General features: G+C 70.7%; 26 protein-coding genes. 5 read left to right on the forward strand and 21 right to left on the reverse strand.

From position 1 onward, the window contains the following. Nucleotides 1–26 precede the first annotated feature (26 nt). The 5 genes from ACWIGI_RS38125 to ACWIGI_RS38145 form a co-directional block, all read right to left on the reverse strand. Nucleotides 27–782, reverse strand: coding sequence for an ABC transporter ATP-binding protein (locus ACWIGI_RS38125; protein WP_454208481.1), 756 nt, complete (start codon nucleotides 780–782; stop codon nucleotides 27–29). Next, a complete protein-coding gene (locus ACWIGI_RS38130) occupies nucleotides 779–1,585 on the reverse strand; it encodes an ABC transporter permease (RefSeq protein WP_454208522.1) in 807 nt (268 codons plus the stop codon). Before ACWIGI_RS38130 ends, ACWIGI_RS38125 begins: the two co-directional genes overlap by 4 nt. A 65-nt stretch (nucleotides 1,586–1,650) precedes the next feature. Continuing rightward, nucleotides 1,651–3,084 carry an ABC transporter substrate-binding protein gene (locus ACWIGI_RS38135; RefSeq protein WP_454208482.1) on the reverse strand — a complete coding sequence of 478 codons (1,434 nt, stop codon included), beginning with the start codon at nucleotides 3,082–3,084 and terminating at the stop codon, nucleotides 1,651–1,653. A gap of 10 nt (nucleotides 3,085–3,094) precedes the next feature. Next, entirely contained in the window at nucleotides 3,095–3,322 is a 228-nt protein-coding gene (locus ACWIGI_RS38140) for a 4Fe-4S dicluster domain-containing protein (RefSeq protein WP_067574315.1), read from the reverse strand. Next, entirely contained in the window at nucleotides 3,323–4,090 is a 768-nt protein-coding gene (locus tag ACWIGI_RS38145) for a GntR family transcriptional regulator (protein ID WP_454208483.1), read from the reverse strand. It lies immediately after the preceding gene. Between the two features lie 716 nt (nucleotides 4,091–4,806). Between ACWIGI_RS38145 and ACWIGI_RS38150 the strand changes: the two genes are divergently transcribed. Then, nucleotides 4,807–6,087 carry an ROK family protein gene (locus ACWIGI_RS38150; protein WP_454208484.1) on the forward strand — a complete coding sequence of 427 codons (1,281 nt, stop codon included), beginning with the start codon at nucleotides 4,807–4,809 and terminating at the stop codon, nucleotides 6,085–6,087. Nucleotides 6,088–6,602: 515 nt separating this feature from the next. On the opposite strand, the gene ACWIGI_RS38155 is transcribed toward ACWIGI_RS38150, so the two are convergent. From ACWIGI_RS38155 to ACWIGI_RS38230, 16 genes are all read right to left on the reverse strand, one after another. After that, nucleotides 6,603–7,736 carry an LLM class flavin-dependent oxidoreductase gene (locus ACWIGI_RS38155; protein WP_454208486.1) on the reverse strand — a complete coding sequence of 378 codons (1,134 nt, stop codon included), beginning with the start codon at nucleotides 7,734–7,736 and terminating at the stop codon, nucleotides 6,603–6,605. Continuing rightward, nucleotides 7,733–8,539: a DUF1684 domain-containing protein gene (locus ACWIGI_RS38160; RefSeq protein WP_454208487.1), complete on the reverse strand. Its 807-nt coding sequence runs from the start codon at nucleotides 8,537–8,539 to the stop codon at nucleotides 7,733–7,735. Before ACWIGI_RS38160 ends, ACWIGI_RS38155 begins: the two co-directional genes overlap by 4 nt. Before the next feature lie 261 nt (nucleotides 8,540–8,800). Next, complete coding sequence (locus tag ACWIGI_RS38165) at nucleotides 8,801–10,165, reverse strand: NtaA/DmoA family FMN-dependent monooxygenase (protein ID WP_454208488.1); 1,365 nt, start codon at nucleotides 10,163–10,165, stop codon at nucleotides 8,801–8,803. An 8-nt stretch (nucleotides 10,166–10,173) separates the two neighbouring features. Next, complete coding sequence (locus tag ACWIGI_RS38170) at nucleotides 10,174–11,331, reverse strand: LLM class flavin-dependent oxidoreductase (protein ID WP_454208489.1); 1,158 nt, start codon at nucleotides 11,329–11,331, stop codon at nucleotides 10,174–10,176. Then, nucleotides 11,331–13,100, reverse strand: a complete 1,770-nt coding sequence (locus ACWIGI_RS38175; protein WP_454208491.1) for a dipeptide ABC transporter ATP-binding protein — start codon at nucleotides 13,098–13,100, stop codon at nucleotides 11,331–11,333. The genes ACWIGI_RS38170 and ACWIGI_RS38175 overlap by 1 nt, the downstream gene beginning before the upstream one ends. Beyond that, nucleotides 13,097–13,981: an ABC transporter permease gene (locus tag ACWIGI_RS38180; RefSeq protein ID WP_454208492.1), complete on the reverse strand. Its 885-nt coding sequence runs from the start codon at nucleotides 13,979–13,981 to the stop codon at nucleotides 13,097–13,099. The genes ACWIGI_RS38175 and ACWIGI_RS38180 overlap by 4 nt, the downstream gene beginning before the upstream one ends. Further along, complete coding sequence (locus tag ACWIGI_RS38185) at nucleotides 13,974–14,192, reverse strand: hypothetical protein (RefSeq protein WP_454208493.1); 219 nt, start codon at nucleotides 14,190–14,192, stop codon at nucleotides 13,974–13,976. The genes ACWIGI_RS38180 and ACWIGI_RS38185 overlap by 8 nt, the downstream gene beginning before the upstream one ends. Further along, nucleotides 14,185–15,144, reverse strand: coding sequence for an ABC transporter permease (locus ACWIGI_RS38190; protein ID WP_454208494.1), 960 nt, complete (start codon nucleotides 15,142–15,144; stop codon nucleotides 14,185–14,187). The genes ACWIGI_RS38185 and ACWIGI_RS38190 overlap by 8 nt, the downstream gene beginning before the upstream one ends. A 4-nt stretch (nucleotides 15,145–15,148) precedes the next feature. Beyond that, a complete protein-coding gene (locus tag ACWIGI_RS38195; protein ID WP_454208495.1) occupies nucleotides 15,149–16,753 on the reverse strand; it encodes an ABC transporter substrate-binding protein in 1,605 nt (534 codons plus the stop codon). After that, nucleotides 16,750–17,820 (reverse strand): LLM class flavin-dependent oxidoreductase, encoded by a 1,071-nt coding sequence (locus tag ACWIGI_RS38200; RefSeq protein ID WP_454208496.1) that lies wholly within the window; start codon nucleotides 17,818–17,820, stop codon nucleotides 16,750–16,752. The genes ACWIGI_RS38195 and ACWIGI_RS38200 overlap by 4 nt, the downstream gene beginning before the upstream one ends. 178 nt (nucleotides 17,821–17,998) lie before the next feature. Then, on the reverse strand, nucleotides 17,999–19,180 hold the full coding sequence (locus ACWIGI_RS38205) for a YeiH family protein (protein ID WP_454208498.1): 1,182 nt from the start codon (nucleotides 19,178–19,180) through the stop codon (nucleotides 17,999–18,001). Beyond that, complete coding sequence (locus ACWIGI_RS38210) at nucleotides 19,180–19,329, reverse strand: hypothetical protein (RefSeq protein ID WP_454208499.1); 150 nt, start codon at nucleotides 19,327–19,329, stop codon at nucleotides 19,180–19,182. Before ACWIGI_RS38210 ends, ACWIGI_RS38205 begins: the two co-directional genes overlap by 1 nt. Before the next feature lie 103 nt (nucleotides 19,330–19,432). Continuing rightward, on the reverse strand, nucleotides 19,433–19,978 hold the full coding sequence (locus ACWIGI_RS38215) for a flavin reductase family protein (RefSeq protein WP_454208500.1): 546 nt from the start codon (nucleotides 19,976–19,978) through the stop codon (nucleotides 19,433–19,435). Nucleotides 19,979–20,129: 151 nt separating this feature from the next. After that, a complete protein-coding gene (locus ACWIGI_RS38220) occupies nucleotides 20,130–20,837 on the reverse strand; it encodes a hypothetical protein (RefSeq protein ID WP_454208501.1) in 708 nt (235 codons plus the stop codon). Nucleotides 20,838–20,971: 134 nt separating this feature from the next. Next, nucleotides 20,972–21,670: a hypothetical protein gene (locus ACWIGI_RS38225; RefSeq protein ID WP_454208502.1), complete on the reverse strand. Its 699-nt coding sequence runs from the start codon at nucleotides 21,668–21,670 to the stop codon at nucleotides 20,972–20,974. A 115-nt stretch (nucleotides 21,671–21,785) separates the two neighbouring features. After that, nucleotides 21,786–22,364 carry an HhH-GPD-type base excision DNA repair protein gene (locus ACWIGI_RS38230; RefSeq protein WP_454208503.1) on the reverse strand — a complete coding sequence of 193 codons (579 nt, stop codon included), beginning with the start codon at nucleotides 22,362–22,364 and terminating at the stop codon, nucleotides 21,786–21,788. A gap of 116 nt (nucleotides 22,365–22,480) precedes the next feature. On the opposite strand from ACWIGI_RS38230, the gene ACWIGI_RS38235 reads away from it, so the two are divergent. From ACWIGI_RS38235 to ACWIGI_RS38250, 4 genes are all read left to right on the forward strand, one after another. Next, complete coding sequence (locus ACWIGI_RS38235; protein ID WP_454208504.1) at nucleotides 22,481–22,840, forward strand: YciI family protein; 360 nt, start codon at nucleotides 22,481–22,483, stop codon at nucleotides 22,838–22,840. Beyond that, entirely contained in the window at nucleotides 22,837–24,051 is a 1,215-nt protein-coding gene (locus ACWIGI_RS38240; protein ID WP_454208506.1) for an RNA polymerase sigma factor, read from the forward strand. The genes ACWIGI_RS38235 and ACWIGI_RS38240 overlap by 4 nt, the downstream gene beginning before the upstream one ends. Before the next feature lie 64 nt (nucleotides 24,052–24,115). Beyond that, nucleotides 24,116–25,621, forward strand: a complete 1,506-nt coding sequence (locus ACWIGI_RS38245; protein ID WP_454208507.1) for an alpha/beta fold hydrolase — start codon at nucleotides 24,116–24,118, stop codon at nucleotides 25,619–25,621. 103 nt (nucleotides 25,622–25,724) lie between these two features. Next, nucleotides 25,725–26,564, forward strand: a complete 840-nt coding sequence (locus ACWIGI_RS38250) for a methyltransferase domain-containing protein (protein ID WP_454208523.1) — start codon at nucleotides 25,725–25,727, stop codon at nucleotides 26,562–26,564. The last annotated feature ends 41 nt before the right edge of the window (nucleotides 26,565–26,605 follow it).

Raw genomic sequence — 26,605 nt, forward strand, 5'->3', positions numbered from 1 at the left:
TCGAGCCGGGCGGACGGGGAACGGCGCTACAGGGTGGCGAGATCGCCGGAATGATCCAGCGCGGTGATGATTTCGGCGCGCAGCGCCGAGTGGTTGACGCCCAGGGTGCGCGGCCGGGGGACCTCCAGCAGCGCCCGCAGCGGTTCGCCCGCCCGGCCCAGCACCGCGACGCGGTCGCCGAGCAGCAGCGCCTCGTCCACGTCGTGGGTGACGAAGACGACGGTGGTCGGATGCGTCCGCCAGGTGTCGATGAGCAGGCGTTGCATGGTGGCCCGGGTCTGGGTGTCGAGCGCGCCGAAGGGTTCGTCCATGAGGACCGCGCGCGGCGCCCCGGCCAGTCCGCGCGCGAGCTGCACGCGCTGGCGCATCCCGCCGGACAGGCTCTTGGGCAGGTAGTCCGCGAAGCCGGTGAGGCCGATCTCCCGGATCCAGCGCTCGGCCAGTTCCCGGCGGCCCGCCCGGGGTTCGCCCCGGAGCTTGAGCGCCAGTTCGATGTTCGAGCGCACGGTGCGCCACGGCAGCAGCGCGTTGTCCTGGAAGACCACGGCGCGATCCCGGTTGGTTCCGGTCACCGGCACGCCGTCGGCGAGCACCCGCCCGGCGTCCGGGCGCAGCAGGCCGGCGAGTGCGCGCAGCACGGTGGACTTGCCGCAGCCGGAGGGTCCGGTGAGGATCAGGATCTCCCCCGGCAGCACCTCCAGGTCCAGGCCCCGGATGACCGGTGCGCCGGTGTAGGACAGGTCGATGCCCTCGGCCCGCAGATTCATTCCGGCGCCCGTCATTTCGCCACCTCCTGTACGCGCGGCAGCCAGTGCGTCACGCGCCGCCCGATGAGTTCGACCGCCGCCGAGGTGCCGTACCCCAGCACGCCGATGGTGATGATGCCGACGAACACGCCCGGGTAGTCGACGATGGTGTACGCCTGCCAGGTGCGGTAGCCGACACCCAGTCGCCCGGAGATCATCTCGGCCGACACCACGCAGATCCAGGCCACGCCGATGCCCACGGACAGGCCGCTGAAGACGCCGGGCAGGCTGCCCGGCAGCACGACGCGCAGCAGGACGTCCCACCGGCTGCCGCCGAGCGTGCGCACCGAGTCCTCCCACAGCGTGGGCAGGGCGCGCACCGCGTGCCGGGTGGACACCATGACCGGGAAGAACGCGGCGAAGAAGGTGATGAACACGATTCCGGCCTCGTCCTCGGGGAAGAGCAGGATCGCCACCGGCACCACCGCGATGGCCGGAATCGGCCGCGCCAGTTCGGTGATGGGCCCGATGGTGTCCGCCGCCCACCGCGACCGCCCCAGCGCCACCCCGGTGAGCACGCCCAGCGCCGCCGCCAGCCCGAAGCCGGTGAGGATGCGGATGAGCGACTGCCCGAGGTCGAGGTAGAACACCTCGGTCCCCAGCTGATGCCGGAAGGCCCGCACGATCTCGGTCACGGTCGGCAGCGTGTCGAACCGGACCCAGAGCCGAATGTCGTTGGCGGTCAGGAACTGCCAGGCTCCGATCGCGATCAGCACGGAGGCCAGGCGAACAGCCCGGGACCGCCACGGGGTCGCACCGGACCCGGGCCGAGCGGTCACGACGGCCGGTTCGGCCGCGGGTGCGGCGGATACCGTTCCGGCCGCGGAGATCTCGGTCGAGGCGGTCACGACCGGACCTCGGTGACGGCTTGGTCGTAGGCGATCGTCGTCGCCGCGGGGTGGGTGCTCAGGTAGCGCTGGGCGGCCGCCGCGGTCGTGAAGGGCAGGTAGGTCTCCCCATCACGGACCCACAGGGCCTTGTCGGCGAACCAGCGGGTGCCGAGCTCGGCGTCGGGGATGTAGGCGGCGCGGATCGTCTTGCCCTGGGCGCGAGCCTGTTTGACGGCGCGCAGCAGGCCGGTGGGGTCCGAGACCGGCTGGGTCGCGCTCTGGCCGGTGAACCAGATCTCGCCGGCGAGCGCGGGATTCTCGGCGGGCTTGTTGCTCACCGGATCCGTGCCCTTCACCGGCGCGGGGTTGGCGTTGTTCGCCAGTTCGGCGTCGTAGTTCCGGCCCGCGTCGGCGAAAGCCTTGCGCAGCGGGTCCTGGTCGACGAAGGCGTCGATGTCCAGGTCCGCGAAGTCGCCGATCGACTTGAGGTATTTGACGTCGTCCTTGAACGCGGCCAGCAGGCTCGGCTTCAGCGTGGTGTCGAAGGAGGTTCCGCCCGGCCCGTTGTAGAGGTACACGACCTCCTGTGCCAGTCCGGAGTTCTCGGCGACGAGGCGCGCCGCTTCCAGGGGCTCGGTGTGGATGAAGTCGGTCGCGTCCAGTTGTGCGCGCAGGAAGGCATCGAGTACCTCGGGATGGTTCTTGGCGTAGTCACGACGGGCCACCACACCGTGGAAGGTGGGCACGTTCAGTTCGGCGCCGTCGTAGAGGAGTTTGGCCTTGTCCTGGAAGACGAGCAGCCCGGGCCAGGCCACGAACTGCGACAGCGCCGCCACCTGACCCGATTCCAGCGCCGAGGCGCCGACCTGCGGCTGCTGGTTGAGCACCTCGACCCCGGTCTTGGGGTCGATGCCGGCCCGGGTCAGGGCCTGCACCAGGGTGCCGTGCCCGGCCGAGCCGACGCTGGCCGAGACCTTCTGCCCGGCCAGGTCGTTGATGGTGCGGGCCGGGGAATTCGGTGCGACCACCACCATGTTCAGCGCGCCCTTGGGGTTGTAGCCGGTGATGGACACCAGCTCGGTGCGCGATCGCTCGTTGGCCTGCGTCCGCGAGCCGTTGATCAGCAGCGGGTAGTCGCCCATCGAGCCGATGTCGATCTTCTCGGCCACCATCTGCGCGGTGATCGGCGCACCGGTGTCGTAGTCCTGCCACTCCACCTGGTACTTCGGCCCACCCTTGGCGGTGAGATCGTTCAGCCGCTGCTCCAGAAAACCTTTGGCCTTCAACAGGGTTCCGGCGGTGACGGTGTTGATGGTCTTGGACTGGTAGCCGACGACGAGTTTGACGGTGTCACCGCTCGCGGATTCCTCGAGCGAGCAACCGGTGACGGTGAGCGACAGCGCCGCGGCGAGCGCGAGGGCGGCGAGGCGGGCGGGGCGGAACTTCACGGTGAATCCTTCAGCGGAGCAGGTAGGGCATGTTGACGGTGACGGCGCCGGTGGGACACCGTGCGGCACAAGGGCCGCAGTACCAGCACTCGTCCACGTGCATGAACGCCTTGCCGTTCTCGGGATTGATCGCCAGCGAATCGAGCGGGCAGATCTCGACGCAGAGCGTGCAACCCTGAATGCACAGGGATTCGTCGATGGTCACCGGGACATCCGCCCGCTGGTTGACCAGGGCCATTCAGATCAGCCTCCAATCGGTGCGCTCCGGCGGCCGGATGAGGCTGCCGCGCATGGTGATCCGGTCGCCGCGCATCCGGATGTATTCCAGGTCGACCGGGCGGCCGTCCTCGAGTTTCGTGAGCCGCTCCAGCAGCAGCAGCGCGCCGCCTTCGGGCAGTTGCAGGGTCGCGGCCGAATGGGCGTCCGCGCTGATGGCTTCCAGGGCGAGGTCTGCCGAGCCGAGCGGGCCGCCGCTGATCTGCTCGATGAGCGCGAAGACGTCGTTCGTCTCCAGATCGCGGGTCAGGACCTGCTCGCCGATATCGGGGACCAGGTAGGTCAGGTCCAGGCTGAGCGGCAGATCGCCGAACCAGCGGAGGCGTTCGATATAGACGGCCTGCTGCCCGGGCTCGAGGCGCAGGCGCCGGGCCACCGCCGGCGGCGGGGTCACGAGGTGCGCGGCACGCACCTCGTTGTGCACCTCGCCCTGCCCGCGCAGGGTTTCCTTCAACCCGAGCAGGGCGTCGAGGCCGTGATCGTATTTGCGGCGCGCCACATGGGTGCCGATCTTGGGCGCCCGCTCGATGAGGCCCTCGTCCTTGAGCAGGGCGAGCGCGTCGCGCACCGTGTTGCGGGACACCGTGAACTCGGTGGCGAGGTCCTGTTCGGTGGGCAGCGAGTTCTCGAAGGCGTCCGCGTGAATCTGCTGCCGGAGGATATCCGCCACCTGGCGGGCGCGATCGGCCCGGCGGATCGGGGTGCGCAAGGGTGTCGGTTCTGCTGGCATTTCGTGCTCCTTTCCGCCATTGACCTGCGGTTTCGAACTGTAGCGGCGCACCGGCCCCGCACCTGCGGACCAAGATCGGACACGGTCGCGCGGCGGCGGCAATGCGCCGGTTCCGGCCCGCGGCGCCACCCGTACGGCCTGCCGATTCCCGGACCGCGCGGGGTATTGCGCCACCGCGGCCCGCGCCGGTGCGGCTTGCAATCACGGTGATCCGAATGCGTGTGCGCCCGCGCGGGGCGGAGTGAGGTGGACTACGGGCCCTGTCTCGAGATGTGGGAGCGCTGTCCGAGTTCACAGTGGCGTCGGTCACGCCGGGGCGGTATTCCGCCACCCCGATCTCGATTCGGCAAACAGCAAGGGCCGCAAAATATTCGGTGCGGAGGCAGCCGTATCGGAGGGTTTGAGGCGCGGGCGGGACGCCACGCTCGGGTACCCCGGCAGCCGTTCGTTATCTTCCGTTCGGCTCGAGCGGAGTGTTAACTTGAATCCATGTCCGCCACCCATCCCCTCGCCGCACGGGTCACCTACGTGACCGTCGCGCTGGGTGTGCGCCTGCCGCTCCAGCGGGAACTGTGTTGTCCCCGCTCCAGCGCAGCCGAGATCTAGTCTCTCCGATTCGTTCGAATTCGGGTTTGTTCGCTGCACCGCTGACTATCTCCATCTAGGCATTCGTCCCCCCTGTGATCAGGCCGGGACCGCAGCAAGGACCGATCCATATGTCCAGCCCCACGCTCGAACGCACCCTTTCCACCAAGACCACCGCGGCTACCGCGCGGCTCGCCCCGGCTCGTCCCGCGGTACCGCCGGAACTGCGCATCACCGACAACCCGGCCGCCGCCGTCCTGCGGGCCGCGGCGCGCGGGCCCATCTTCCGCGATATCGCCGCGCAGGCAACGGGTCTCAGCATCGCGACCGTGAATCGCCAAGTCTCGGCGCTGCTCACGGCCGGACTGCTGCGCGAGCGGGCGGACCTCACCGCCTCCGGCGCGGTGGGCCGTCCCCGAGTGCCCTTCGAGGTCGACACCGATTCGTACGTGACGGTCGGCGTGCACATCGGCGCCAGCGTCACCCGCATCGTGGCTGCGGACCTGTCCGGCCGCATCCTCGGCGGACTCGAGATCGCCACTCCGCAAACGGGTCAGGACGCCGCGCTGACCATAGTGGCCCGCAGCGCCAAGGCGTTCCTCGATCGCCTGCCGCGCCGCCGCCCGCTGTGGACCGGCGTCGCGCTCGCGGGGCGGGTCGATCCCGCCGCGGGTGTGGTCGATCACCCACGCCTCGGCTGGCAGGCCGCACCCGTGGCCGCGGTCTTCAGCAGCGTGCTGGATCTGCCGGTGTCGGTGTCCGCGCACGTGGAGGCCATGGCCGCCTCGGAGCTGTTGCTGGCCAACCGCGAACCGGGCGAGGGCCCGCGCCCCGGCAGCAGCCTGTACATCTACGCCCGGGAGACCGCGGGCATCGCGGTGACCCTGCACGATCGCGTGCACACCCCCGCCAACGGCCCCGGCTCCATCGCGCACCTGCCGACCGGCTCGGACGCCGATTGCACCTGCGGCCGGCGCGGTTGCTTGGAGGCGACCATCGGTGAGCGCTTCTTCCTGGAGCGCGCGGTGCGCCGCGGCGTGCTGCCCAAGCCGGAGGCCACCCGCCGCCCGGCGATCACCGATCTGTATCGCGCCGCGGACGCGGGCAACACCGCCGCTCGCGACCTGCTGCTCGAGCGCGCCGACATCCTCGGCCGCACCGCGGCGCTGGTGCGCGACATGTTCAACCCCGATCGCGTCGTGCTGGGCGGGCAGGCCTTCACCGGCTACCGGCCCGGAATGGAGCGGGTGGCACAGGCTTTCGCCGAGAGCACCACGCTGCCCGCGGCGGATCTGCGGGTGAGCCGCTTCGGCGGGCGGGTGCAGGAGTTCGCGGCCGCGGTCACCTCGCTGAGCGTGTTCTACGCCGATCCGGTCTCGGCCATGCGGCGCGCCACACGCACCGCGCGCTGACCGGAAGGGCTCGGCCGGAACGGATCTCCGGCCGAGCACGGCACACACCGGGCCGTCGATGATCTCGGAGGCACACGCCGTACGAGCGCGCGGCAGATCAAGCGCCCGCTCCACGTGCTGACCGAGATCTACATCGCTGAGTCCGAAGACACACCGCGCGACTGGTCGGCCTCGCGACTTCCACGAGGCCGAAGGGTCGTCGACCACGGCTACAGCGTTCGCGGACATCGACTTTCGGCGCCGCGATACTCCGGGCTGCACCCGCCTGGATGTTCCGGCGCTGCGGCGCTGCGATGGTCCCGGGCGCTGCGAATTCCGGGACTTCGGTGTGCCGCGCCGGGGCTTCGACCTTCGGCCGCGTCGCCCCGGGGCAGGGCCGGCGACGGCACCGAAGCCGGGCCCGGACGGTCCACGGTCCGGGCCCGGCCCCGGGCTCGGCTGCGCTCGGCCCTGTCGCGCAGCCGTTCTCACCTCGCTCGCGCTGGAGTCCCCTTCCCCGAGAGCGAGGTGAGAGCTCAGGCCGCCTTGACGTGGGTCAGCCCCCACTCGCGCGCCAGCAGGCGGTGCGAGGTGAGCCGATCCTCGTGGCGGTGGGTGACGCTGGTGACGACGAGTTCGTCCGCACCGGTGAACTCGCGCAACGCGTGCAGGCGCGCGGCGACGGTGCCGGGAGCGCCGACGAACTGGGTGGCGACCCGGTCGCCGACCAGCCTGCGCTGATGGTCGGACAGCGGCGGGGCGGTGTCGGGGTCGAGGTACTCGGCCGCGCCCTCTCCGCTGCGAATGCTGTAGACCCAGTGTGGGTAGGTGGAGGCCAGGTGCCGGGCGGTGGCGTCGTCCTCGGCGACCACCACGTCGGCCGAAACCACCAGGTACGGACGGGGATAGCGCTCCGAGGGCCGGAAGGCGTCGCGGTACGCCTGCACCGTCTCCACGATCGTGCCGGGTGAGACGTGGTAGTTGGCGGCGAACGGCAGCCCCAATTCCCCCGCCAGCTGCGCGCTTTCGCCGCCGCTGCTGCCGAACAGCCACGGCTGCACGTCCGCGCCCTCACCGGGGACCGCGCGCAGGTGCACGCCGTCGGTGCCGGTGTAGTGGCCGGTCAGCAGATCGCGGATCTGCTGCACCTGTTCGCTGTAGGGCAGCGGCCGCGACCCCGGCAGGTGCAGCGCCTCGAGGCCAGCGGCGATCCGGCTGGTGTCCAGCAGCTGGCCCGGGATGAAGGGCGGCGGGATCACCACGCCGTCCCGGACCTCGGTGCGCCGCTCCGGATTCGGCACCGGTCGCACACCCGCCGAGCGCAATTGCTCACCGCGATGACCCGATCGGCCCAGGCCCAGATCCAGGCGGCCGGGATGCAGGGCGTCCACCGTGCCGAACGCCTCCACCACCGCCGCGCTGGTGTGATGCCCCAGCAGCACCGCCGCCGTCCCGACCCGGATGGACTCGGTGGCCGCGGCGATCAGCGCGACGAGGGTCGTGGGCGCCGAGCTCGCCACCGCGACGAAATGATGCTCGGCGATCCAGTACCGGCGGTAGCCCCAGCGTTCGGCGTTGCGCGCCAGGTCGATGGTGTTGCGCAGCGCCTGGCGGGCATCGGATCCCGCGCTGATCGGCGACAGGTCCAGGACCGACAGCGGGATGGTCATGCCGCTGTCGCTTTCCCCGGATCCCGCTCGCCCGCTTCGAGTTCCAGCGGCAGGCGATTCTGCGCGGGGGCGATGGGGCAGGTCGCGTAGTCGGTGAAGGCGCAGGGCAGATTGACGGTCCGGTTGAAGTCCAGGGTCAGGGTGCCGTCGGGGGCGGGGCGGGGAATGTCGAGCCGGCGGGCGCCGCCGTAGGTGGTGACGCCGCTGGTGCCGTCGGTGAACAGCAGGTGCAGGCCGAAGGTCTGGTTGCCGAAGACGATGAGCCGGTGCTCGAGTCCGCCGAGTTCGAAGGTGACGGTGCCGGTGGCGACGTGGTGGTGTTCGAGCCCGTCGACGACGGCGCCGGTGGTGACCACCCGCGCCACCTCGAACGGCTCGAAGCGGCCGAGCACCGTCCAGCGCGGATCGACCGGGTAGACCGGGATCTCGGTGAACGCGGCCAGGGCGGGGGCCGCCGGATCGTGTACGCGCAGCGCGTACTGCTTGGTGCGGCGGATGATCTCGATGACGCGGTCGCCCGCGCGCACCTCGAGCCCCGGCTTGCCCTCGCCCGGCGTGAACTCCACCTCGCCGTCCAATTCGGCTCCGTCGAACCGCAATTCGTCGCCCGCGCCGGCCCGCACATAGACGTGCTCGCCCTCGGCGCGCCAGCGCCCGGGCAGGCCGTCGATCACTTCCTCGGTGGCGCCGAGCCAGTGCAGCCCCGTGAGGCTGAGCCAGCCCAGCGGCTGCCGGGCCCACTCCTGTCGCTCCGCGCGCCAGGTGACCCACTGCTGTTCGAATTCGGTGACGGTTGCGGTCATGACGCACGTGCTCCTTCGGTGCCGAGAATGGGGGCGCAACCGAGGTGGTCGCGCGCGGGGTGTACTCGGTGCGGAGTTCCGGCGACCCCCGCGGTCCGGAATCGGCGGGCGGTGCGCCGGGGACGACGGATGGTTCGGCACCGGGACTCCGGTGATAGCGACAGCTTCGACGCTACGAAGGCGGGCGGCCGGTGTCGCGGGTCCCGCTCATCGTGAATTATTTCGCCGCACGGTGTTTCGCCCCCGATCGCACCGCGGCGGTCAGGACGCGCGCACCCCTTCGGCGTCGAGGTGGGGGTGGCGCAGGCCGAGGTGGTCGCGCAGGGTCGTGCCGGTGTACTCGGTGCGGAAGGTGCCGAGTTCCTGGAGCTCGGGGACCACCTTGTCCACGAACTCGTCCAGGCCGCCGGGGGTCAGATGGGGAACCAGGACGAAGCCGTCGGCGGCGTCGGATTGCACGTGGTTGTCGATCGACAGCGCGACCTCGCGGGGGGTGCCCACGAACTGCTGGCGCGCGGTCGTCGCGATGATCAGCTCGCGGATGCTGAGGTTCTCGGCCTCGGCCTTGGCGCGCCACGCCTGCGCGACCGCCAGCGGATCGCGGGCGTGCCGCACCCGGCCGCGGGTGATGTTCACGTTGTCGACCGGATCGATGTCCGGGAGCGGGCCGTCCGGGTCGTAGGCGGACAGGTCCCGGCCCCACACCTGTTCCAGGAAGGCGATCGCGGTCTGCGGGGTCACCTGGCCGCGGCGGATCACGCGGGCGTTCTCGGCCGCGTCGGCGGCGGTGTCGCCGAGCACGAAGCCCGCGGCGGGCATGATCTTCAGATCCTCGCGCCGGCGACCGTACTTGGCGAGCCGGTCCTTGACGTCCCGGTAGAAGCGCTGTCCGTCCTCGAGTTCACCGTGCGCGCTGAAGATGACATCGGCCTTGGCGGCGGCGAATTCGCGGCCCTCGTCCGAATCGCCCGCCTGGATCTGCACCGGGTACCCCTGCGGACTGCGCGGGAGCGCGAACTCGGCCTCGATGTCGAACTGGTCGCTGCGCAGGCGCACCGTGGCCGGGGGCGGCGCGAAGACGCCGCGCGCACGGTCGACCACCGGTCCGGCGGCGGGCGGGCTGTCCCACAGCGCCCGGGTCGCATCGATCACCTCGGCGGCGCGGGTGTAGCGCTTGGCGTGCTCCAGATAGCCGCCGCGCCGGAAGTTCTCGCCGGTGAAGGCGTCGGACGAGGTGACCGCGTTCCAGGCCGCGCGCCCGCCGGAGAGATGGTCGAGCGAGGCGAATTGCCGTGCCAGCTCGAAGGGTTCGTTGTAGGTGGTGTTGATGGTGCCCGCCAGGCCGAGGTGCGTGGTGACCGCGGCGAGGGCGTTGAGCACGGTGAAGGTGTCCGGCCGGCCCACCACGTCCAGATCGTGGATCCGGTCCAGGTGCTCGCGCAGTCGCAGGCCCTCGGCGAGGAAGAAGAAGTCGAACCTGCCGCGTTCGGCGGTGCGCGCCAGATGCACGAAGTTCTCGAAGTCGATCTGGCTGCCCGAGCGCGGGTCGGTCCAGACGGTGTTGTGATTGACGCCCGGGAAGTGCGCGGCGAGGTGGATCCGCTTGCGTATCGGCTGTTCCGGCATGACTCTCCTCAGGCGGTGGCGTAGCGATTGACGGGGCGCGGCAGGCCGAGCCGGGAGCGCAGGGTGCGGGCGCCGTCCGCGCCGGACTCCGCGGGGCCGGGCGTCGGCGGCGCGATCAGCGGCAGGTACTCGAGCACGGCGGGCAGCGCGAGCGGTCGCAGCACCACACCGTCGGCGGCACAGTCGATTTCGACCTGTCGCAGCAGCTCGTTGAGTTCGGCGGCCGTGCCGATGTGGAACACGGTGGCGGGCGCGGGGGTGGCGAACCAGTCCTCGAGTTCGGCGACGCCCGCGGCCGCCGCGTCGGCGGTCGCGGCGAGGTGGACGTCGATGTCCAGCAGCACCCGCAGCCGCTGGGGGTCACGGCCCGCGGCGGCGGCCGCGGTGCGGACTTCGGTGCGCACGGCCGCCGCGGTGGCCAGATCCGCCGCGGCGATGCGCACGATGTCCGCGCGGTGCACCGCCACGCGGGCGCTGGGCGTGTCGGCGGCCCGCACGGTCACCAGGGGCAGGCCCTGCGGCGGGCGCGGGGTGATGGACGGGCCCTTCACCGAGAAGTTGTCGCCGGTGAAGTCGATGTAGTGCAGCTTGTCCCGGTCGATGAAGCGGCCGGTCGGGGCGTCGCGGATCTCGGCGTCGTCCTCCCAGCTGTCCCAGAGCGCGGTCACCACCTCGATCGCCTCGTCGGCTTCGTGCCAGCGGGAGCGGGCATCCTGTTCCGCCTTGCGCCCGAACAGCCGCGCCTCGCCGTCGGCGGCGACGGTGACCTCCCAGCCCGCCCGGCCGAGGCTCGCGAAGTCCAGGCTCGCAACGGCTTTGGAGAGATGGAACGGCTCGGTGTGGGTGACGGGCGCCTGCGGCACCAGGCCGATGCGCTCGGTCACCGCGGCCGCCCGGGCGGCGATGGCGACGGCGTCGAGACTGCCGAGCACCCCCGCGCCGGGCTGACCGGTCGCGCCCGCGCCGGGCCGGCCGGTCGAGGCCGCGTACGAATCCGGGATGAAGGCGAGGTCGATGCCCGCGGCGTCGGCGGCGCGCAGGGCGTCCACCCAGTAGCCGGGGGTGAAGAGTTCCTCCGCGCGCGAGTCCGCGCGCCGCCAGGAAGCCGGGTGCGTGCCGGTGCCGGGCAGTTCCAGTCCGAGCAGCAGCGGGGTGAAGCGCGGCATCACGCCGTCCTTTCGACGAGGGGGACGAGCTCGGGCGCGGCGTCCGGGCGCGCGGGCGCGACGGCGCTCCGGGCGCGGGGTACCGCCGCGAGCAGCTCGCGGGTGTATTCGTGCCGCGGATCGCCGAAAAGTTCGGCGGTGTCGGCGGTTTCGACGATGGTTCCGTCGCGCATGACCGCGACCCGGTGCGCGAGCCTGCGCACGACGGCCAGATCGTGCGAGATGAACAGGTAGGCCAGGCCCAGCTCGGAGCGCAGGCCCTCCAGCAATTCCAGGATCTGGGCCTGCACCGAGACGTCGAGCGCGGACACCGGTTCGTCCAGCACCAGCAGTTCCGGTCGCAGCGCCAGGGCCCGCGCGATGGCGACCCGCTGGCGCTGGCCGCCGGAGAGTTCGGCCGGTCGGCGCGCGGCGTACGCCGCGGGCAACGCGACCTGCCCCAGCAGGGCGGCGACGTCCTCCCGCCGCGACCGCCGGTCACCGATTCCGAAGGCCTGCAGCGGTTCCGCGATGATGCGGCCCACTGTCAGCTTCGGATTCAGGGACACGTACGGGTTCTGGTAGACGACCTGGATGCGGCGGCGCAGCGCGCGCAGCGCCGTCCCGCGCAGCCCGCCGATGTCCTGCCCGTCGAAGGTGACGGTGCCCGCGTCGGGCGTCTCCAGCCGGGCGATCAGGCGCGCGGTGGTCGACTTGCCGGACCCGGATTCGCCCACCACGGCCAGGGTTTCGCCCCGCCCGATGGTGAGCGAGACGTCCGCGACGGCCGCGAGCGATACCCCGCGCGCGATGTCGAAGGACTTGCGCAGGCCGGTGGCGGTGAGCAGCGGCGACGCCGAGGGTCCGGCACCACGGCTCACCCCCGCGGTGGTCCGCGATGACGCGGGCGACTTCGCCACCGCCCCGGCCGCCGAAACCCCTGCGGGCTCAGCCGCCTTCGATCCCGCATCGCGCGGGCCGGTCTCGCCGCCGTATCCGTCGAGTTCCAGTCCCGGCGCGGCCGCGATGAGCCGCCGGGTGTACTCGTGCCGGGGATCGCGCAACACCGTTGCGGTGTCGCCGATCTCGACGATCCGGCCCTGTCGCATGACCGCGATGCGGTCGGCGCGTTCGGCGGCGACGCCCAGATCGTGGGTGATGAGCAGCACCGACGTGCCCGACTCCGCGGTGCGCGCGGCCAGGTGGTCCAGAATGCGGCGCTGCACGGTCACATCCAGCGCGCTGGTCGGCTCGTCGGCGATCACCAATTCCGGGCCGCAGGCCAGCGCGATCCCGATGAGCACCCGCTGGCGCTGCCCGCCGGAGAGGTCCTGGGGATACTGCCGGGCGCGCACCTCGGGGCGATCGAGCCCGGCCTGCTCCAGGATGCGCACGGCCTCGGCGGCGGCCGTGCGCCGGTCCGCGCGACCGTGGATGCGCAGCACCTCGGCGATCTGATCGCCGATGCGCAGCACCGGATTCAGCGACGTGCCCGGATCCTGCGGCACCAGCCCGATGCGCGCGCCGCGAATGCGCTGCAGCGCCCGCCGCGGCGCCCGGTCGAGCCGTTCGCCCGCGAATTCCACTTCGCCGCCGGTGATCTCGCCGCCGGTGAGCAGCCCGATCACCGCGTGCGCCAGGGTCGACTTGCCGGAGCCCGACTCCCCCACCAGGGCCAGGGTTTCCCCGCGTTCGACCCGGAGCGCGACGTCGTGCACCGCGACCGTGGTCCCGGTGCTGCCGCGATATTCCACGCGCAGGCCCTCGACGCGCAGCAGTGCCGCGCTCATCGGACGTTGTCCCCGCTGATCGCGCGGGAGATCCGCTGGGTGGACAGCACCAGGACGATGATCACCAGACCGGGCAGGGTGGTGAGCCACCAGGCCGTGGCCAGGAAGTTACGGCTCTCGGCGATGAGCGAACCCCATTCCGGGGTGGGCGGCACCGCGCCGTAGCCGAGGAAGCTGAGCGAGGCGATCGCGAGCACCGCCACCCCGAACTCGATCGCCGCCAGCGCGGCCACCGGCCCGTAGGCGTTGCGCAGGACATGCCTGAACAGCACGGTGGGCCACCGCACCCCCGCGGCGAAGGCGGCCTCCACGTAGGGCGCGCGGCGCACCCGCAGTACCTCCGCGCGCATGACCCGGGCGAAGCGGGCGACCAGGGCGATCCCGACGGCGATGGCCACGTTCGTGGTGCCCGCGCCGAGCACGGTCACCGCGGCCAGCGAGAGCAGCAGCTCCGGAATCGACAGCAGCACATCGATCGCCCGGGACAGCACGGTGTCCACCACGCCGCCCGCGGCCCCCGCCACCAGCCCGACGAGCGCGCCGACGACCAGTCCGATGAGCACCGCGAAGACCGTGGCGCTGAGCGAGAGCGCGGCCGCGTGCACGACCCGGGTGTAGAGGTCGCGGCCCAGATTGTCGGTGCCGAACCAGTGTTCGGCGCCCGGCGGCTGGAACTTCTGCGCCGGTAGGCCGGTCAGCGGATCGCCCGAGGCGAACAGCCCCGGCGCCACCGCCCAGCCGAGCACCAGCAGCAGGACTCCCGCGGCGGCCAGCAGACCCAGGTTCCCGCGCGGCGACCACGACGCGAAGCGCGAATCACGCTCGGCCGTACGACTTTCCGCGACGCCGGTCGCTTCGTATCCGGCGAGGGCGTCAGTCATCGACGATCGCCCAATCGGTGTACCAGTACCCCATACCGGTGTCGACCAAGGCGTGCGACAGGAGCAGAACGCGGCGGCGCGAACGGAAGCCGATGTCGCCGCTGTCGCTCGTTCCACGCCGGCGGGAACGCAGCCGGGTCACCGCCGCGCGCAGCGGACGCGCTCCGGGCAGGGCGGGGACGACGAAGGTGGAGAATCCTGGGTCAGACACGGGCGCGCTCCTTGCTCGAACGGTGCTGGACCACACGGGGATCCAGTAGCGGGAGAATGAGGTCGATCAGCAGGTTCACGCTCACGAAGACCAGTGCGGCCAGGGTGACGATCCCCAGCACCACCGGAATGTCCTGCATGAGCACCGCTTCCTGGGTGAGCCGGCCGATGCCGTTGCGCGCGAACACCGTCTCGACCACGACCGAACCGGCCAGCACGGTGCCCACCCACAGGCCCGAGACCGTCAGCGCCGGTCCGGCGGCGGGCCGCAGTACATGGCGCAGCTGCACCCACCAGCGCGACGCGCCCTTGGCGAAGGCGACCTCCACGAAGGGCTGCCGCCAGGTGGTGACCAGGCCGGCGTACAGCACCTGGGCGATGACCGCGCCCACCGGGATGGCCAGGGTGAGCGCCGGGAGCACCGTCCCGGCGAACCCGGTGCCGCCGAACGCGGGGACCAGCCGCAGCTGGAACGAGAACACCTGCAGCAGAATCAATCCCACCCAGAAGGTGGGCATGGACGCGCCCAGCGGCGGCAGGGAGGTCAGCAGTCCGCGCAGCCATCCCCGCTCGGTGTAGGAGGCGGCCAGCGCCAGGGCGACACCGCCGATCACCGCGAACAGCAGGGCGGTGCTCGCCAGGGCCAGCGTGGAGGGCAGCGCGTCGGCGAGTGCGCCGGTGACCGACTGCCCCGTGCCGACGGAGTGGCCGAGATCGCCGCGCACCGCGTGCGAGATCGCCGTCCAGTACTGGACCCAGATCGGTTGATCCAGGCCGTATCTCGCGCGCAGTTCGTCCAGCGCCGCCGCGTCGATCGGCGTACCCGGGGTGGCATTGGCGACCAGCTCCACCGGATCCGAGGGCAACAGGTACAGCACCACGAAGGACAGGCTGAACGCCGCCCAGAGTACCCCCGCCGCCTGCAAAACTCGGCCGATCACGTAGCGGCGCACGGCGTTACCGCTGGATCCAGGTGTCGTGCAACTGCAGCCGGGCCGAGGCCTCGAACTTCAGGTCCGCGACATTGCCGCCGACCCCGATGGCCTGGGACAGCTCCACCGTGGGAATCCACAGGCCCTCGTCGAGCACCGCGCCCTGTGCCTCGTTCAGCAAGCGATTGCGCTCGGCCGGATCGGTGGCCGAGAGCTGACCGCTCAGCAGCGCGTCGAGCTTCGCGTTCGGGCCCCGGCCGTTGAGGTTGCGCTGGTCGATCCCGAACGTGGTGCGCAGGATGTCACCGTCGGCGCGGGTGGTGTTGTAGTAGTTCAGGTCGAAGTTCTTGGTGTTCTGCCTGGCGGTCGACTCCGCCACCGACACCTGCTCCAGCTTCAGGTCGAAGCCGATGCCGCGCAGCTGCTGCTGGGTCAGCTCCAGAATCGCCTGATTGCCCGCGAACGCCGGGGCGAAGGTCACCGCGGCGGACAGGCGCTGCCCGTCCTTGACGCGGACGCCATCGGCTCCCGGCACCCAGCCGGCTTTCTCGAGGATCTGCTTCGCGGCGTCCTGATCGAACCGCAGCCGCGCCGACAGATCGGTGTACCCCGGTGTGCGCGAGGCCAATACGCTGCTCGCGGTCTTGAACTGCGGGCCGAGCACGGTGTCCACCAGTTCCTGGCGGTTGATGGCGGTCAGCAGGGCCGCGCGCACGGCCGGATCGGTGAACGGGCCGCGGGTCACGTTGGGCTGCAGGCCGAACGGCAGTCCGGGGTTGGAGGTGAACTGCACCCGGGCGCCCGCGGACTCGAGCTGCGGAACATCCTGCGGCAGCGCGTCACTGATGGCGTCGAGCTGGCCCGAGGCCAGGCTGCCGGTGCGCACCCCCGACTCCGGAACCACCGTGAAAACGATCTTGTCCAGGTACGCCTCGCCCGGGGTGGCGAAAACGGCGGAGCCCCAGTTGTATCCGATCCGCTTGGCCAGGGTCGCCGAGGCGCCCTGCTTCCACTCCGCGTAGGTGAACGGACCGCTGCCGACATTGCCGCCCAGGCAGCGGTCGTCGGCCGACTTGGCGAGGGTGGCCTCGCCCTGGATGCCCAGCTGCGGCGTCGAGGTCGCCTGCAGGAACTGCGAATTGGGCGTGTTGAAATCGACCTGCACGGTACGCGCGTCGACCGCCTTGCTACCGGCGTATCCGGAGAGATAGCTCGCCGCCAGCGGCGCCTTGGCGCCACCCAGCGCGACGATCGAGTCGAAGTTCTTCGCCACCGAATCCGCGGTGAGCGGGGACCCGTCGCTGAAGGTGACGCCCTCGCGCAGCTGGAAGCGGAACGTCTTGGCGTCCTGGCTCACGAACCAGGACGACGCCAGCCACGGCGTGATCTTGCCGGTCTCGGGATCCTGATCGGTCAGCGAATCGACGATCTGCCGGGTGACGTAGATCGTCTGGTTCGTCGCCGACTGCGCGGGATCCGAGCACGTCGGAGCCGTCGACAGACCGTAGCGCAGGGTGCCGCCGGGCTGTGGCGGTCCCGACGGCTCCCCGCTGCCGCTGTCCGCCCCTCCGCACGCGGCGAGGGACAGGGCGGCGGCTACGGTGCCGGCGAGGGCGAGGGAACGTTTCACTGAGGGTCTCCGGAGGGGTAACGATCGGCGCCGAGCGGACGGCTCGGAATGTGATGGCGCAGTACGGGCGCCACCTCCGCCTGGAACAGTTCGAGGCTTTCGCGATGCTGTTTGTCGGTGCGGCCGTCGCCGTCGGCGCCGAGGTGAACCACCTCGTGCCCGAGCGCCTCGTGATAGCGGTGCAGCTTGTCCAGCACCTGCGCCGGACTGCCGATCAGCGCCGAGGAACGCTCGACGAAATCCTCGATGGTGTCGAAAACGATGGGGGCGCCGAACTTTCGCGCCGCGGCCTGCCGGGCGGCGAACAGCGGGCGGTAGGCCTCGACGGCCTCCTGCGAGTCGCGGGCCACCAGGAAGCCCGCGGTGCCCGCGCCGACCAGGGCCGCCGCCGGGTCGTGCCCGTACGCGGCCCAGCGCTCGCGATAGTGCGCGACCAACTCGGCGTACGGCTCGACCGGATTGGTGACGTTCGCCGAGAACAGCGGATCACCGTGGCGCGCGGCGTAGTCCGCGGACTCGTGACTGGTCGCGCTGCCGTGCCAGATCCGCAGGCGCGGCTGGAACGGGCGCGGCAGCGCCTTGGCCGCGGTCAGTGACGGGCGGAATTTGCCGGCCCAGGTGACGCTGTCGTTTTCCCAGAGCCGCCGGAAGAGTTCGTAGCCTTCCCGATTGCGCTCCCACTGATCCTCGACGGTGACGTGGAACAGCTGGGCCTGGGCCGCGCCGTTGCCCTTGCCGATGATCAGTTCGAGGCGGCCGTCGGAGAGATTGTCCAGCGTGGAGTAATCCTCGAAGGCACGCACCGGATCCAGCAGGCTCAGCGTGGTGACGCCCGTGAACAGCGCGATGCGGGAGGTGACGGCCGCGATATGGCTCAGCACCACCGGCGGCGCGGCCGAGATGAAGGGATCCTCGTGCCGCTCGCCCACCGCGAAGCCGTCGTAGCCGAGATCCTCGGCCAGGCGCGCGCTGTCGACGACGCGGCGCAGACGCTGACGCGCGGTCTCGGTGACGCCGGTGACGGGATCGGGGGTGTGCGTGATCAGTGTCAGCAGCAGGAACTTCATCGAACGGTCCTCCATCGGTCCTGACCGAAGCACCCGCGCCCGGGAGCCCGGGGGGTCGCTGCGACTTCTGCGAGCCAGGTCTCTCGGTCGCTCTGGATGGTGCCGATGACGTTACGAAGCCGCGCGGCCGGTGTCGCCGGTCCGGATCACCGTGAGTTCAACCCGGACCGGCGGTGGATCAGGGCTGGAAATTGTGGAACAGCAGGACCGAAAGTCCCAGGCCCACCGCCAGATTCACCAGCGTCGCGGCGCCGAAGACCACGATGGGCCGCGGGCCCGCCTCACGAATTCCCCTGGCGGAGAACGCGAGACCGATCGAGACGAAAGCGAAGATCAGGAACCAGGTCCGCAGATCGTTCACCGTGGCGAGCGCCGGCTTGGGCTTGTCCGCGTACTGGGAGTACAGCGTGCCGATCACCGAGGCGGCGATGAAGCCGAGCACGAATTTCGGGAAACGCGCCCAGAATTCGCCGATGGTCGGGCGCTGCGCGGTGCCGGTGCGATCCACCCGCAGCGCGAAGTAGGCGGTCAGCGCGATGGCGACCAGGCCGATCAGCGCGTTCTGCGTGGTCTTGACGATGGTGGCGATCTGCAGCGACTCCTCGCCCGCCAGCGCGCCCGCCGCCGCGACGGCCGCGGTGGTGTCGATGTTGCCGCCGATCCAGGCGCCCGCCACCGCGTCCGACAGTCCGAAAACGTCGGCCAGCCACGGCAGCAGGAAGATGGAGGGCAGCGCGAAGATGACCACCATGGACGCCGCGTAGGCGAGCTGCTCGCGCTTGGCCTGCACCGCGCCCGCCGCGGCGATGGCCGCGCTCACCCCGCAGATGGAGACCGCCGAGGCCAGCAGCGCGCGCAGGCGATCGTCGATGCCGAGCACGCCGCCGAACCACCAGGTGAAGCCGAAGACCGCGGTGATGAGTAGGAGCGCCTGCAGAATCGCGGGACCGGCGGCCGTGGCCAGAATCTTCAGATTGATGGACGCGCCGAGCAGGACCACCCCGGTCTTGATGAAGAACTCGGTGCGGAAGCCGGCCGACAGGCGTTCGCGCAGGCCGAGTTTCCAGAGCAGGGCGTTGCCGAGCAGGCCGAGAATGATGGCGTAGATGGGGTATTCGACGCTCTTGGCGATCTTCTCGAACGGGGTGTCGACCGCCCACTTCGGCGCGTTGACCTCCAGGTAGCGGGTGATCGCGCCCAGCACCACGACCACGGCGATACCCGCCACGGCCAGGGCGACGCGATTGCCCTGCGGCGGATCATCGGTGGTGGCGGTCGCGGCGGTCGCGGGCGGCGCCGCGGCGGCCTTCGCGAGCGATTCCTGCTGCGGCTGTGCCGGATCGGCGGTCTTCTCGCTCATCAGGGCACCAGCCCGTCCGGCAGGATGCCGGTCAGCACCAGGGCCAGCAGGGTGAGTCCGGCGAATACCGCCAGCCAGTCCTCACTGATCCATGACCATCGTCCGGTCGCCGCCGCGACCTGTTCTCCGGCGGTTTCGTCCTGTGACATGACCGGGTACCCACTTTCGCCTGGCTGCTACCGAGTCCGGGCGAAGCCTGCCGCCCGGCGATGTCAGTGCAGCACCGGCGGTTTCACGAGAACAGGTTTCAGCTCAGGCGGATCGCAACGAGCGGAATCCGCTCTGGTGGAACACCAGTGGCTCGGTGGCCGGATGGGTGCTCAACCGATGCACGCGCAACAGCACCACGGCGTGATCGCCGGCCGGAACCTGTTCGTGCACCGAGGTTTCCAGCCAGATCGTGGCCCCGCCGATGAACGCGGCATTGCCGTGGCCGGTGTGCAGATCCACGCTCCGGAACCGGTCACCGGTGCGCGAACTCAGTTCCTTGGCGACCTTATCCTGGCCGGTCCCCAGCAGGCTCAGGCCCAGCCGGCTCGCCTTCTCCAGGCGTGGCCAGGTCTCGGAGGTGTACTGCACGCAGATGGCCACCAGCGGCGGGTCCAGCGACACCGGCACGAAGGTGCTCACCACCAGCCCGTGCGGTTGCCCGCCGATCCGCGCGCACACCGCCACGATCCCACTGGGGAAGTGCGCGAAGGTCTTTCGCAGCTCGACCCCCTCCACCGAGGTGAGTGCGGCCGCGGCCCCGTCCGGAAAGACATCCGCGTCGCCGCGAATCGAAGTCAGCTCGCCCATCTACCCACTCCACCATCCGGTTTCGCCGGGGAACAGGTTTCAGCTCACCCCGATTCGAGCCCCGGGAACGCGAAACCCGCCCGGTCCGAAGGACCGAGCGGGTTCCGGGGTCCCGCGCACCGGACGTTGCAGGACCGGCAACGCGCCCCGGCTACTTGGCCGGAGCCACGAAGGGCTGGTTGATGGTGGTGAAGTAGTTGAACGCGGCGATGATCGCCACCGGGGCGGTGATGAAGATCTGGCCCGCGAGGGTGCCCAGGAAGCCGACCGTGGTGATGCCGGTGAGGCAGCCGAGCACGGTGCCGCCCAGCGCGCCGAACATGGCGGTCAGCGCGGCACTGGCGGCCAGGCCGACGGCGCCGCCGACGAGGCAGCCGACGGCCGCGCCACCGAGGCCACCGGCCAGGGTCGCGACGGTGCCGCCCATCGAGATGGTGTCGATCATGCGCTTCCAGGCGGCCTGCTCACGGTCGTACTCGGACTTGAACGGGGCCTGGTTCTCGAAGGGCAGGTTGACCGGCTTGTAGACGGCCTTGTCGATGTTGTACTCGGGGGTCAGCGTCGCGGTGTTGTCCGAGATGTTCGCGGCGATCGGGAACTCGAAATCGTCGACGCGGAACTTGAGCTCGGTGCCGGCGACGGTGGTCCCGTTCGCGGCCTTGATCTTGAAGACGCCGTCCTCGACGACCATCGCGCCCGCATCGGTGCGGATGATGGTGCTGGTGTCGGTGGTGGTGGCGGCGTAGTTGATCACGCCCTGGTCGGCGGGGGCTTCGGGAGCCGCGCCCGCGGTACCGGCGGTAATCCCCATGGCGGCGATCAGCAACGCCGCGGTGGCGGCGAATTTCTTCGAAAGCATGTTGTCGTTTTCCTCATCAGGCAGATCCGCAGGGGGAACGGAGGAATACAAACGTTGGCTCACGAACGGAATATGACTCGAGGGTGCCGCCACGATGAACTCTCGTGGCGACACCCTCGGGGAGTGCTACCGGACTACTTGGCCGGAGCGGCGAAAGGCTGGTTGATCGTGGTGAAGTACTGCGCGGCAGCCAGAATGGCGACCGGAGCGGTGACGAAGACCTGTCCGATAAGCGTTCCGAGGAAGCCGACGGTCGAGGCGCCGATGAGGCAGCCGGCGAGCGGGCCGGCACCGAACAGGGTGGCCAGGGGCGCGGTCGCGGTTGCGAACACGACACCACCGAGCGCGCAGCCGAGGGCAGCGCCGCTGATGCCGCCGACCAGGGTGCCGACAGTGGCGCCCAGGGCGATAGTGGTGGTCAGACGGGTCCAGGCCGCGACCTCACGCTCGTACTCGGTCTTCCACGGCGCGACGTTCTCGTAGGGCAGCGCGACCGGCTTGTAGACCGCGTGATCCACAGTGAACTGCGGAGTCAGGGTTGCGGTGTTACCCGAGATGTTCGCGGCGATCGGGAACTCGAAATCGTCGACCCGGAAGTTCAATTCGGTGCCGGCGACCACGGTGCCGTTGGCGGCCTTCACCTTGAAGATTCCGTCTTCGACCACCAGGGAGCCCGCGTCAGTCGTGATGATCGACTGGGTCTCGGTGGTGGTCTGGGTGTAATTGATTACGCCCTCGTCAGCCTTGACCGGGGACGCACCGGCGGTCCCGGAGGCCAGGCCCAGCGCCGTAACTACCAGCGCCGCAACTCCGGCGAACTTCCTCATCTTCATTGGTACTGCTTCCTCGCCACTGCCGAAAACGAACTTGATAGCGGCAAGCATCAGGCAAACGGCGCAGAACGAGGAGGTTAAAAACCAGCTTGATTCGATCGAGATAGGGGCTTGACTACTTGGCCTTGGCGGCCGCCTTGGCCTGCTTCTTGAATTCCCGCACCTGCCCCAGGGATTCGGCGTCGGTGACGTCGGCGACCGAGCGGCGGGAGTTCTGTTCGCCGTATGCGCCGGCGGCCTCGCGCCAGCCGCGGGCTTGCAGTCCGTCCTGTTTACCCAACAGCGCCAAGAAGATTCGGGCCTTCTGGTCACCGAAACCCGGAAGGGCTTTGAGGCGTTTCAGGACTTCTTTGCCGTCGGGATCGCCCTCGGTCCACAGACCTGCGGTTTTGCCGTCGTAGTTCTCGACGATGAAGCGGGCCAGCTCCTGTACCCGGCGGGCCATGGAACGGCCGTACCTATGAATTGCCGGGGGCGTCGCGGCCAGTTCCTCGAATTCGGCCGGATCGGCGTCGGCGATTGTGCGGATGTCGAACCCGCCCATTCGCTCGGCGATCTTCTGCGGGCCCCGGAACGCGTGTTCCATCGGGAACTGCTGATCCAACGTCATTCCGACCAAAAGCGCGAAATCATCGGATGAAAGCAGGGCATCGGCTTCCGGTTCCTGAGCGATACACAGCGCGCGGCTCACCATGGGTCGATCATCCCATCCGGCCCGCGGACCGGTGACAGGGGTCACGCGAACACGCCACCTGGGCGCCGGCGTGGGCCGGTTGACCGGCCCGGTGGGATCTGGGAGTTTGTCGAACCATGAAGTACCTACTGCTCATCTACGGCAACCAGGAGAAATGGGATTCGATCCCGCCCGCGGAGTGGCCGCGCGTGGTGGCCGAGCAGGAGGCGTGGAACGCGCGCTATCGCGCCACCGGGGAACTGCTGGGCGCCTACGGTCTCGGCGACGCGGACACCGCGGAACTCGTGCTGCGCCGGGACGGCGGGCCGGTGGTGACCGACGGGCCCTACCTCGAGACCAAGGAGTACCTGGCCAGCCTCTACCTGCTGAACGTCGCGACCGCCGAGCGGGCGCGCGAGATCGCCGCCGACATTCCCATGGCCGATCGATCGCCGGTGGAAGTGTGGCCGGTGCTGCACGAGTCGCCGAAACAGTGACCGGCTCGGGCGTCGAATCGGTTCTGCGCGAGCTCGCGCCCGGCGTGCTGGCCACCCTGGTCCGGCGGTACGGAGACTTCGCCGCCTGCGAGGACGCCACCCAGGAGGCGCTGCTCGCCGCGACCACGCAGTGGCCCGAGTCGGGTATGCCCGACAACCCCCGCGGCTGGCTGGTGACCGTCGCGCAGCGGCGGCTCATCGACGAGATGCGCGGCGAATCGGCGCGCCGCCGGCGCGAGGAACGCGACGCGGCCGCCACCGTCGAGCCCGGCGACGCGCCCGCACACGACGATTCGCTCGCACTGCTGTTCCTGTGCTGCCATCCCGCGCTGACGCCCCCGAGCCAGATCGCGCTGACGCTGCGCGCGGTCGGCGGCCTGAGCACCGCGCAACTCGCGGCCGCCTTCCTGGTGCCGGAAGCGACGATGGCACAGCGGATCTCCCGCGCCAAGCAGACCGTGGACGCCGCGGGGCGCGTCTTCGCCATGCCCGCGCCCGCAGAGCGAGCCGGCCGGCTGGCCGCGGTCCTGCACGTGCTGTACTTGATCTTCAACGAGGGCTACACCGCCACCGCCGGAACGGATCTCGTGGCGCCCGACCTCAGTGACGAGGGAATTCGACTCGCGCGCATGCTCTTCCGGCTGCTGCCCGAGGATGCCGAAGTGGCCGGGCTGCTGGCCCTGATGCTGCTCACCGACGCGCGCCGGGCCGCGCGCGTGGACGCCGCCGGGGACCTGGTGCCGCTCGACGAGCAGGATCGCGGACTGTGGGATCACGGGCGCGTCGCCGAGGGCGTCGAGCTGATCACCGCGACCCTGGCGCGCGGGGACGTCGGCCCGTACCAGCTGCAGGCCGCGATAGCCGCCGTGCACGACGAGGCCGACACCGTCGAAACCACGGACTGGCCGCAGATCCTCGCGCTCTACGACCTGCTCGAGCGCGTCGCGCCCAATCCCGTCACCACGCTCAATCGCGCGGTCGCGGTGGCCATGGTCCTCGGACCCGCGGCCGGGCTGGCCGTCATCGCCGAGCTGGAGTCGGACCGGCGGATGGCCCGCCACCACCGGCTGCTCGCCACCCGCGCGCATCTGCGCGAACTCGCGGGCGACCGCGCGGGCGCGGCCCGGGACTACCGCGCGGCCGCCGACCGGGCCGACAATGCCCCTGAGCAGCGCTATCTCGCCGGGAAAGTTTTTTCGCTGACGATGTAGAGATCGCGGCGACCGCTCCGACCACCTCGCGTAAGGCACCGAAAAGCCAACCCGAGGAGTCACCGTGAACACCACCCGCGAACCCATCGTCCGCGCCGACATGAGCATCTCCCTGGACGGATTCGTCTGCGGCCTGGGAGCGCTCCAGCCGCCGTACCTGGACGAAGGCTTCCATCGCGTCACCGAGTGGGCCGTCAAACACTTCGTCTGGCAGGAGCAGCACGGACTCACGGGCGAGACGTCCGCGACCGCCGTCACCGATCCCGAGGCCGAGGTGATCGCCGAACGCGTCGAGCGGACCGGAGCGTACGTCCTGGGCAGGCGCATGTTCGATTCGGCGGGCACGGAATGGGACGTCGAGTCGCCGTATCACGTGCCGGTCTTCGTGGTCACCCAGCGCGCGGAGGAATCGCGAATCCTGGCCGACGGCACCATCTTCCACTTCTGCACCGACGGCGTGACCGCGGCGATCGAGCAGGCTATCCGGGTGTGCCGCGCGGCGGGTGCGGGCCGGGACGTGCACGTCTCCGGTGGCGCGTCCATCGTGCAGCAGGCCCTGGCCGCCGGCCTCGTCGACGAACTGCACATCCATATCGCGCCCGTCCTGCTCGGCCGCGGCGTCCGGCTCTTCGACAACCTGCCCGCCGGGATCGTGGAACTCGAGCGCTACCGGGTTCTCGACTCCGCCGACGCCACCCACCTCGCCTTCCGCATCCCGCGGCGGGACGCCGGCGGGGACGAGTCCGGCGCGCCCGCGGGCCCGAACACCCGCGAGGTCGTCTCGCGCGACGGCACGGTGCTGGCCGTCGACGCCATCGGCTCCGGGGACCCGGTGATCCTGCTCGGCGGCGCGTTCAACGATCGATCCACGGTCGCGGCCCTGGCCGCGGCGCTCGCGCCCGACTTCACCGCGATCACCTACGACCGCCGCGCCCGCGGCGGCAGCGACGACCGCGCCGCGGACTACGCGCTGCGGTCCGAGATCGAGGACCTCGCCGCGGTCATCGCCGAGTTCGGCGGGCGGGCAAGCGTTTTCGGCCACTCCTCGGGCGGCATACTCGCGCTGGAGGGGCTCATGCACGACCTCCCGATCGACCGGGTCGCGGTCTACGAGACCCCGTACCTGGCCGACGACTCGCGGCCCGCCCCCGCCCCGGGCACTCGCGCACGCCTCGCGGAGCTGGTGCGCGCGGGCGAGCACGACGCCGCGGTGACGCTGTTCCTGGAGGAGAACGTCGGCGTGCCCGCCGAGATGGTGGCGGGGATGCGCGCCGCCGACGACTGGCCCTTCCTGGTCGCCAACGCCGGCGGCCTGCCCTACGACGCCCTCGCCTGCGGCGACGACCTCGCCCCGCCGACCGCCCGCCTCGCCGCCCTGACCCGCCCGGTCCTGGCGGTCCACGGCGATCAGACCTGGCCCTGGCTCGCCGCGGGCACCCGCGCGGTGGCGTCGGCCGCCCCCGGCGCCCGCACGGTCGAGCTCCCCGGCGCCGACCACGGCGTCCTGGCGACCCCCGACCAGCTCGCCCCCACCCTGCGCGAGTTCTTCACCGCCCCCGCCCACCCCTGATCACCGACGGCGGTGGCCGTTCACCGGGGTTGGCGGCATCGTCCCTTCTGCCCGCGTTGCGGTGACGCGCGTCACGACTAGGCTCGGCGACATGCCCGACACCATGGCTGTATCCACAGCGGGAGCCGCGCCGCACGACGGCGGCGGGTCCGGACTGCGACCGGACCGATTCGACCGAGAAGGCCAGGACCAACTGGTCGACGTACACGATCTACAGGCCGCGCTACCCGGCATCCGGCGGCTGCGGAACTGGGCGCACGACGCGCTCGCCGCGCGCGCCGGGGAGAGCGCGGTAGACATCGGATCCGGGACCGGGTCCGAGGTCATCCGGTTCGCCGAAGCGGTCGGGGCCACCGGCACCGCGGTGGGGGTCGAACCGGACCCGCAACTGCTGACCGCCGCCGAACGCCGGGCCGCCCAGTCCGGATCGACCGCCACCTTCGTCTCCGGCGACGCCTACGGCCTGCCGTTCGGCTCGGACAGCTTCGACGTGGCCCTGTGCGAACGCGTCTTCCAGCACCTGACGTCCCCGGCGCGCGCGGTCGGCGAAATCGCCCGCGTGCTAAAACCGGGCGGCCGGGTCGTGGTCATGGACAGCGACTGGGGCACCGCCATCGTGCATCCGGGCGACCGGCAGGTGGTCGGCAAGGTCATCGAGACCATGATCGCCGGAACCACCAACCCCTTCGCCGGGCGCAGGCTCGCCGGGCAGCTCAGTGCGGCCGGCCTGGTGGTCGACGACATCGGCTCGCACGCCCTGATCCAGGACGGCGGGATCGGCGCGGGCGCGCTGGTGGCCCGCATCGCCGACATGTCCGTGGCACGCGGGTCCATCACCCAGGAGCAGCGCGATCAACTCATCGCCGACCTGGAAGCGGGCGCGAAGAGCGGCGACATCCACCTGTCGGTGACCATCTTCGCGGTGCTCGCCCACAAGGCCTAGCCGCCGCCTCGTCTCCACGTAAAAGCAAGGCGCGCACCGCA

Source organism: Nocardia sp. NPDC055321 (assembly GCF_053645575.1).

Excerpts from the sequence above, each read along its gene's own strand:
- ACWIGI_RS38230 (WP_454208503.1), bottom strand. The coding sequence starts at position 22,364 with ATGGTGAGCCGCGCGCTGTGTATCGCTCAGGAACCGGAAGCCGATGCC.
- ACWIGI_RS38150 (WP_454208484.1), top strand. The coding sequence starts at position 4,807 with ATGTCCAGCCCCACGCTCGAACGCACCCTTTCCACCAAGACCACCGCG.
- ACWIGI_RS38160 (WP_454208487.1), bottom strand. The coding sequence starts at position 8,539 with ATGACCGCAACCGTCACCGAATTCGAACAGCAGTGGGTCACCTGGCGC.
- ACWIGI_RS38250 (WP_454208523.1), top strand. The coding sequence starts at position 25,725 with ATGGCTGTATCCACAGCGGGAGCCGCGCCGCACGACGGCGGCGGGTCC.
- ACWIGI_RS38200 (WP_454208496.1), bottom strand. The coding sequence starts at position 17,820 with ATGAAGTTCCTGCTGCTGACACTGATCACGCACACCCCCGATCCCGTC.
- ACWIGI_RS38155 (WP_454208486.1), bottom strand. The coding sequence starts at position 7,736 with ATGACCATCCCGCTGTCGGTCCTGGACCTGTCGCCGATCAGCGCGGGA.
- ACWIGI_RS38215 (WP_454208500.1), bottom strand. The coding sequence starts at position 19,978 with ATGGGCGAGCTGACTTCGATTCGCGGCGACGCGGATGTCTTTCCGGAC.
- ACWIGI_RS38165 (WP_454208488.1), bottom strand. The coding sequence starts at position 10,165 with ATGCCGGAACAGCCGATACGCAAGCGGATCCACCTCGCCGCGCACTTC.
- ACWIGI_RS38140 (WP_067574315.1), bottom strand. The coding sequence starts at position 3,322 with ATGGCCCTGGTCAACCAGCGGGCGGATGTCCCGGTGACCATCGACGAA.
- ACWIGI_RS38225 (WP_454208502.1), bottom strand. The coding sequence starts at position 21,670 with ATGAAGATGAGGAAGTTCGCCGGAGTTGCGGCGCTGGTAGTTACGGCG.
- ACWIGI_RS38210 (WP_454208499.1), bottom strand. The coding sequence starts at position 19,329 with ATGTCACAGGACGAAACCGCCGGAGAACAGGTCGCGGCGGCGACCGGA.
- ACWIGI_RS38125 (WP_454208481.1), bottom strand. The coding sequence starts at position 782 with ATGACGGGCGCCGGAATGAATCTGCGGGCCGAGGGCATCGACCTGTCC.
- ACWIGI_RS38175 (WP_454208491.1), bottom strand. The coding sequence starts at position 13,100 with ATGAGCGCGGCACTGCTGCGCGTCGAGGGCCTGCGCGTGGAATATCGC.
- ACWIGI_RS38205 (WP_454208498.1), bottom strand. The coding sequence starts at position 19,180 with ATGAGCGAGAAGACCGCCGATCCGGCACAGCCGCAGCAGGAATCGCTC.
- ACWIGI_RS38180 (WP_454208492.1), bottom strand. The coding sequence starts at position 13,981 with ATGACTGACGCCCTCGCCGGATACGAAGCGACCGGCGTCGCGGAAAGT.
- ACWIGI_RS38235 (WP_454208504.1), top strand. The coding sequence starts at position 22,481 with ATGAAGTACCTACTGCTCATCTACGGCAACCAGGAGAAATGGGATTCG.
- ACWIGI_RS38220 (WP_454208501.1), bottom strand. The coding sequence starts at position 20,837 with ATGCTTTCGAAGAAATTCGCCGCCACCGCGGCGTTGCTGATCGCCGCC.
- ACWIGI_RS38170 (WP_454208489.1), bottom strand. The coding sequence starts at position 11,331 with ATGCCGCGCTTCACCCCGCTGCTGCTCGGACTGGAACTGCCCGGCACC.
- ACWIGI_RS38145 (WP_454208483.1), bottom strand. The coding sequence starts at position 4,090 with ATGCCAGCAGAACCGACACCCTTGCGCACCCCGATCCGCCGGGCCGAT.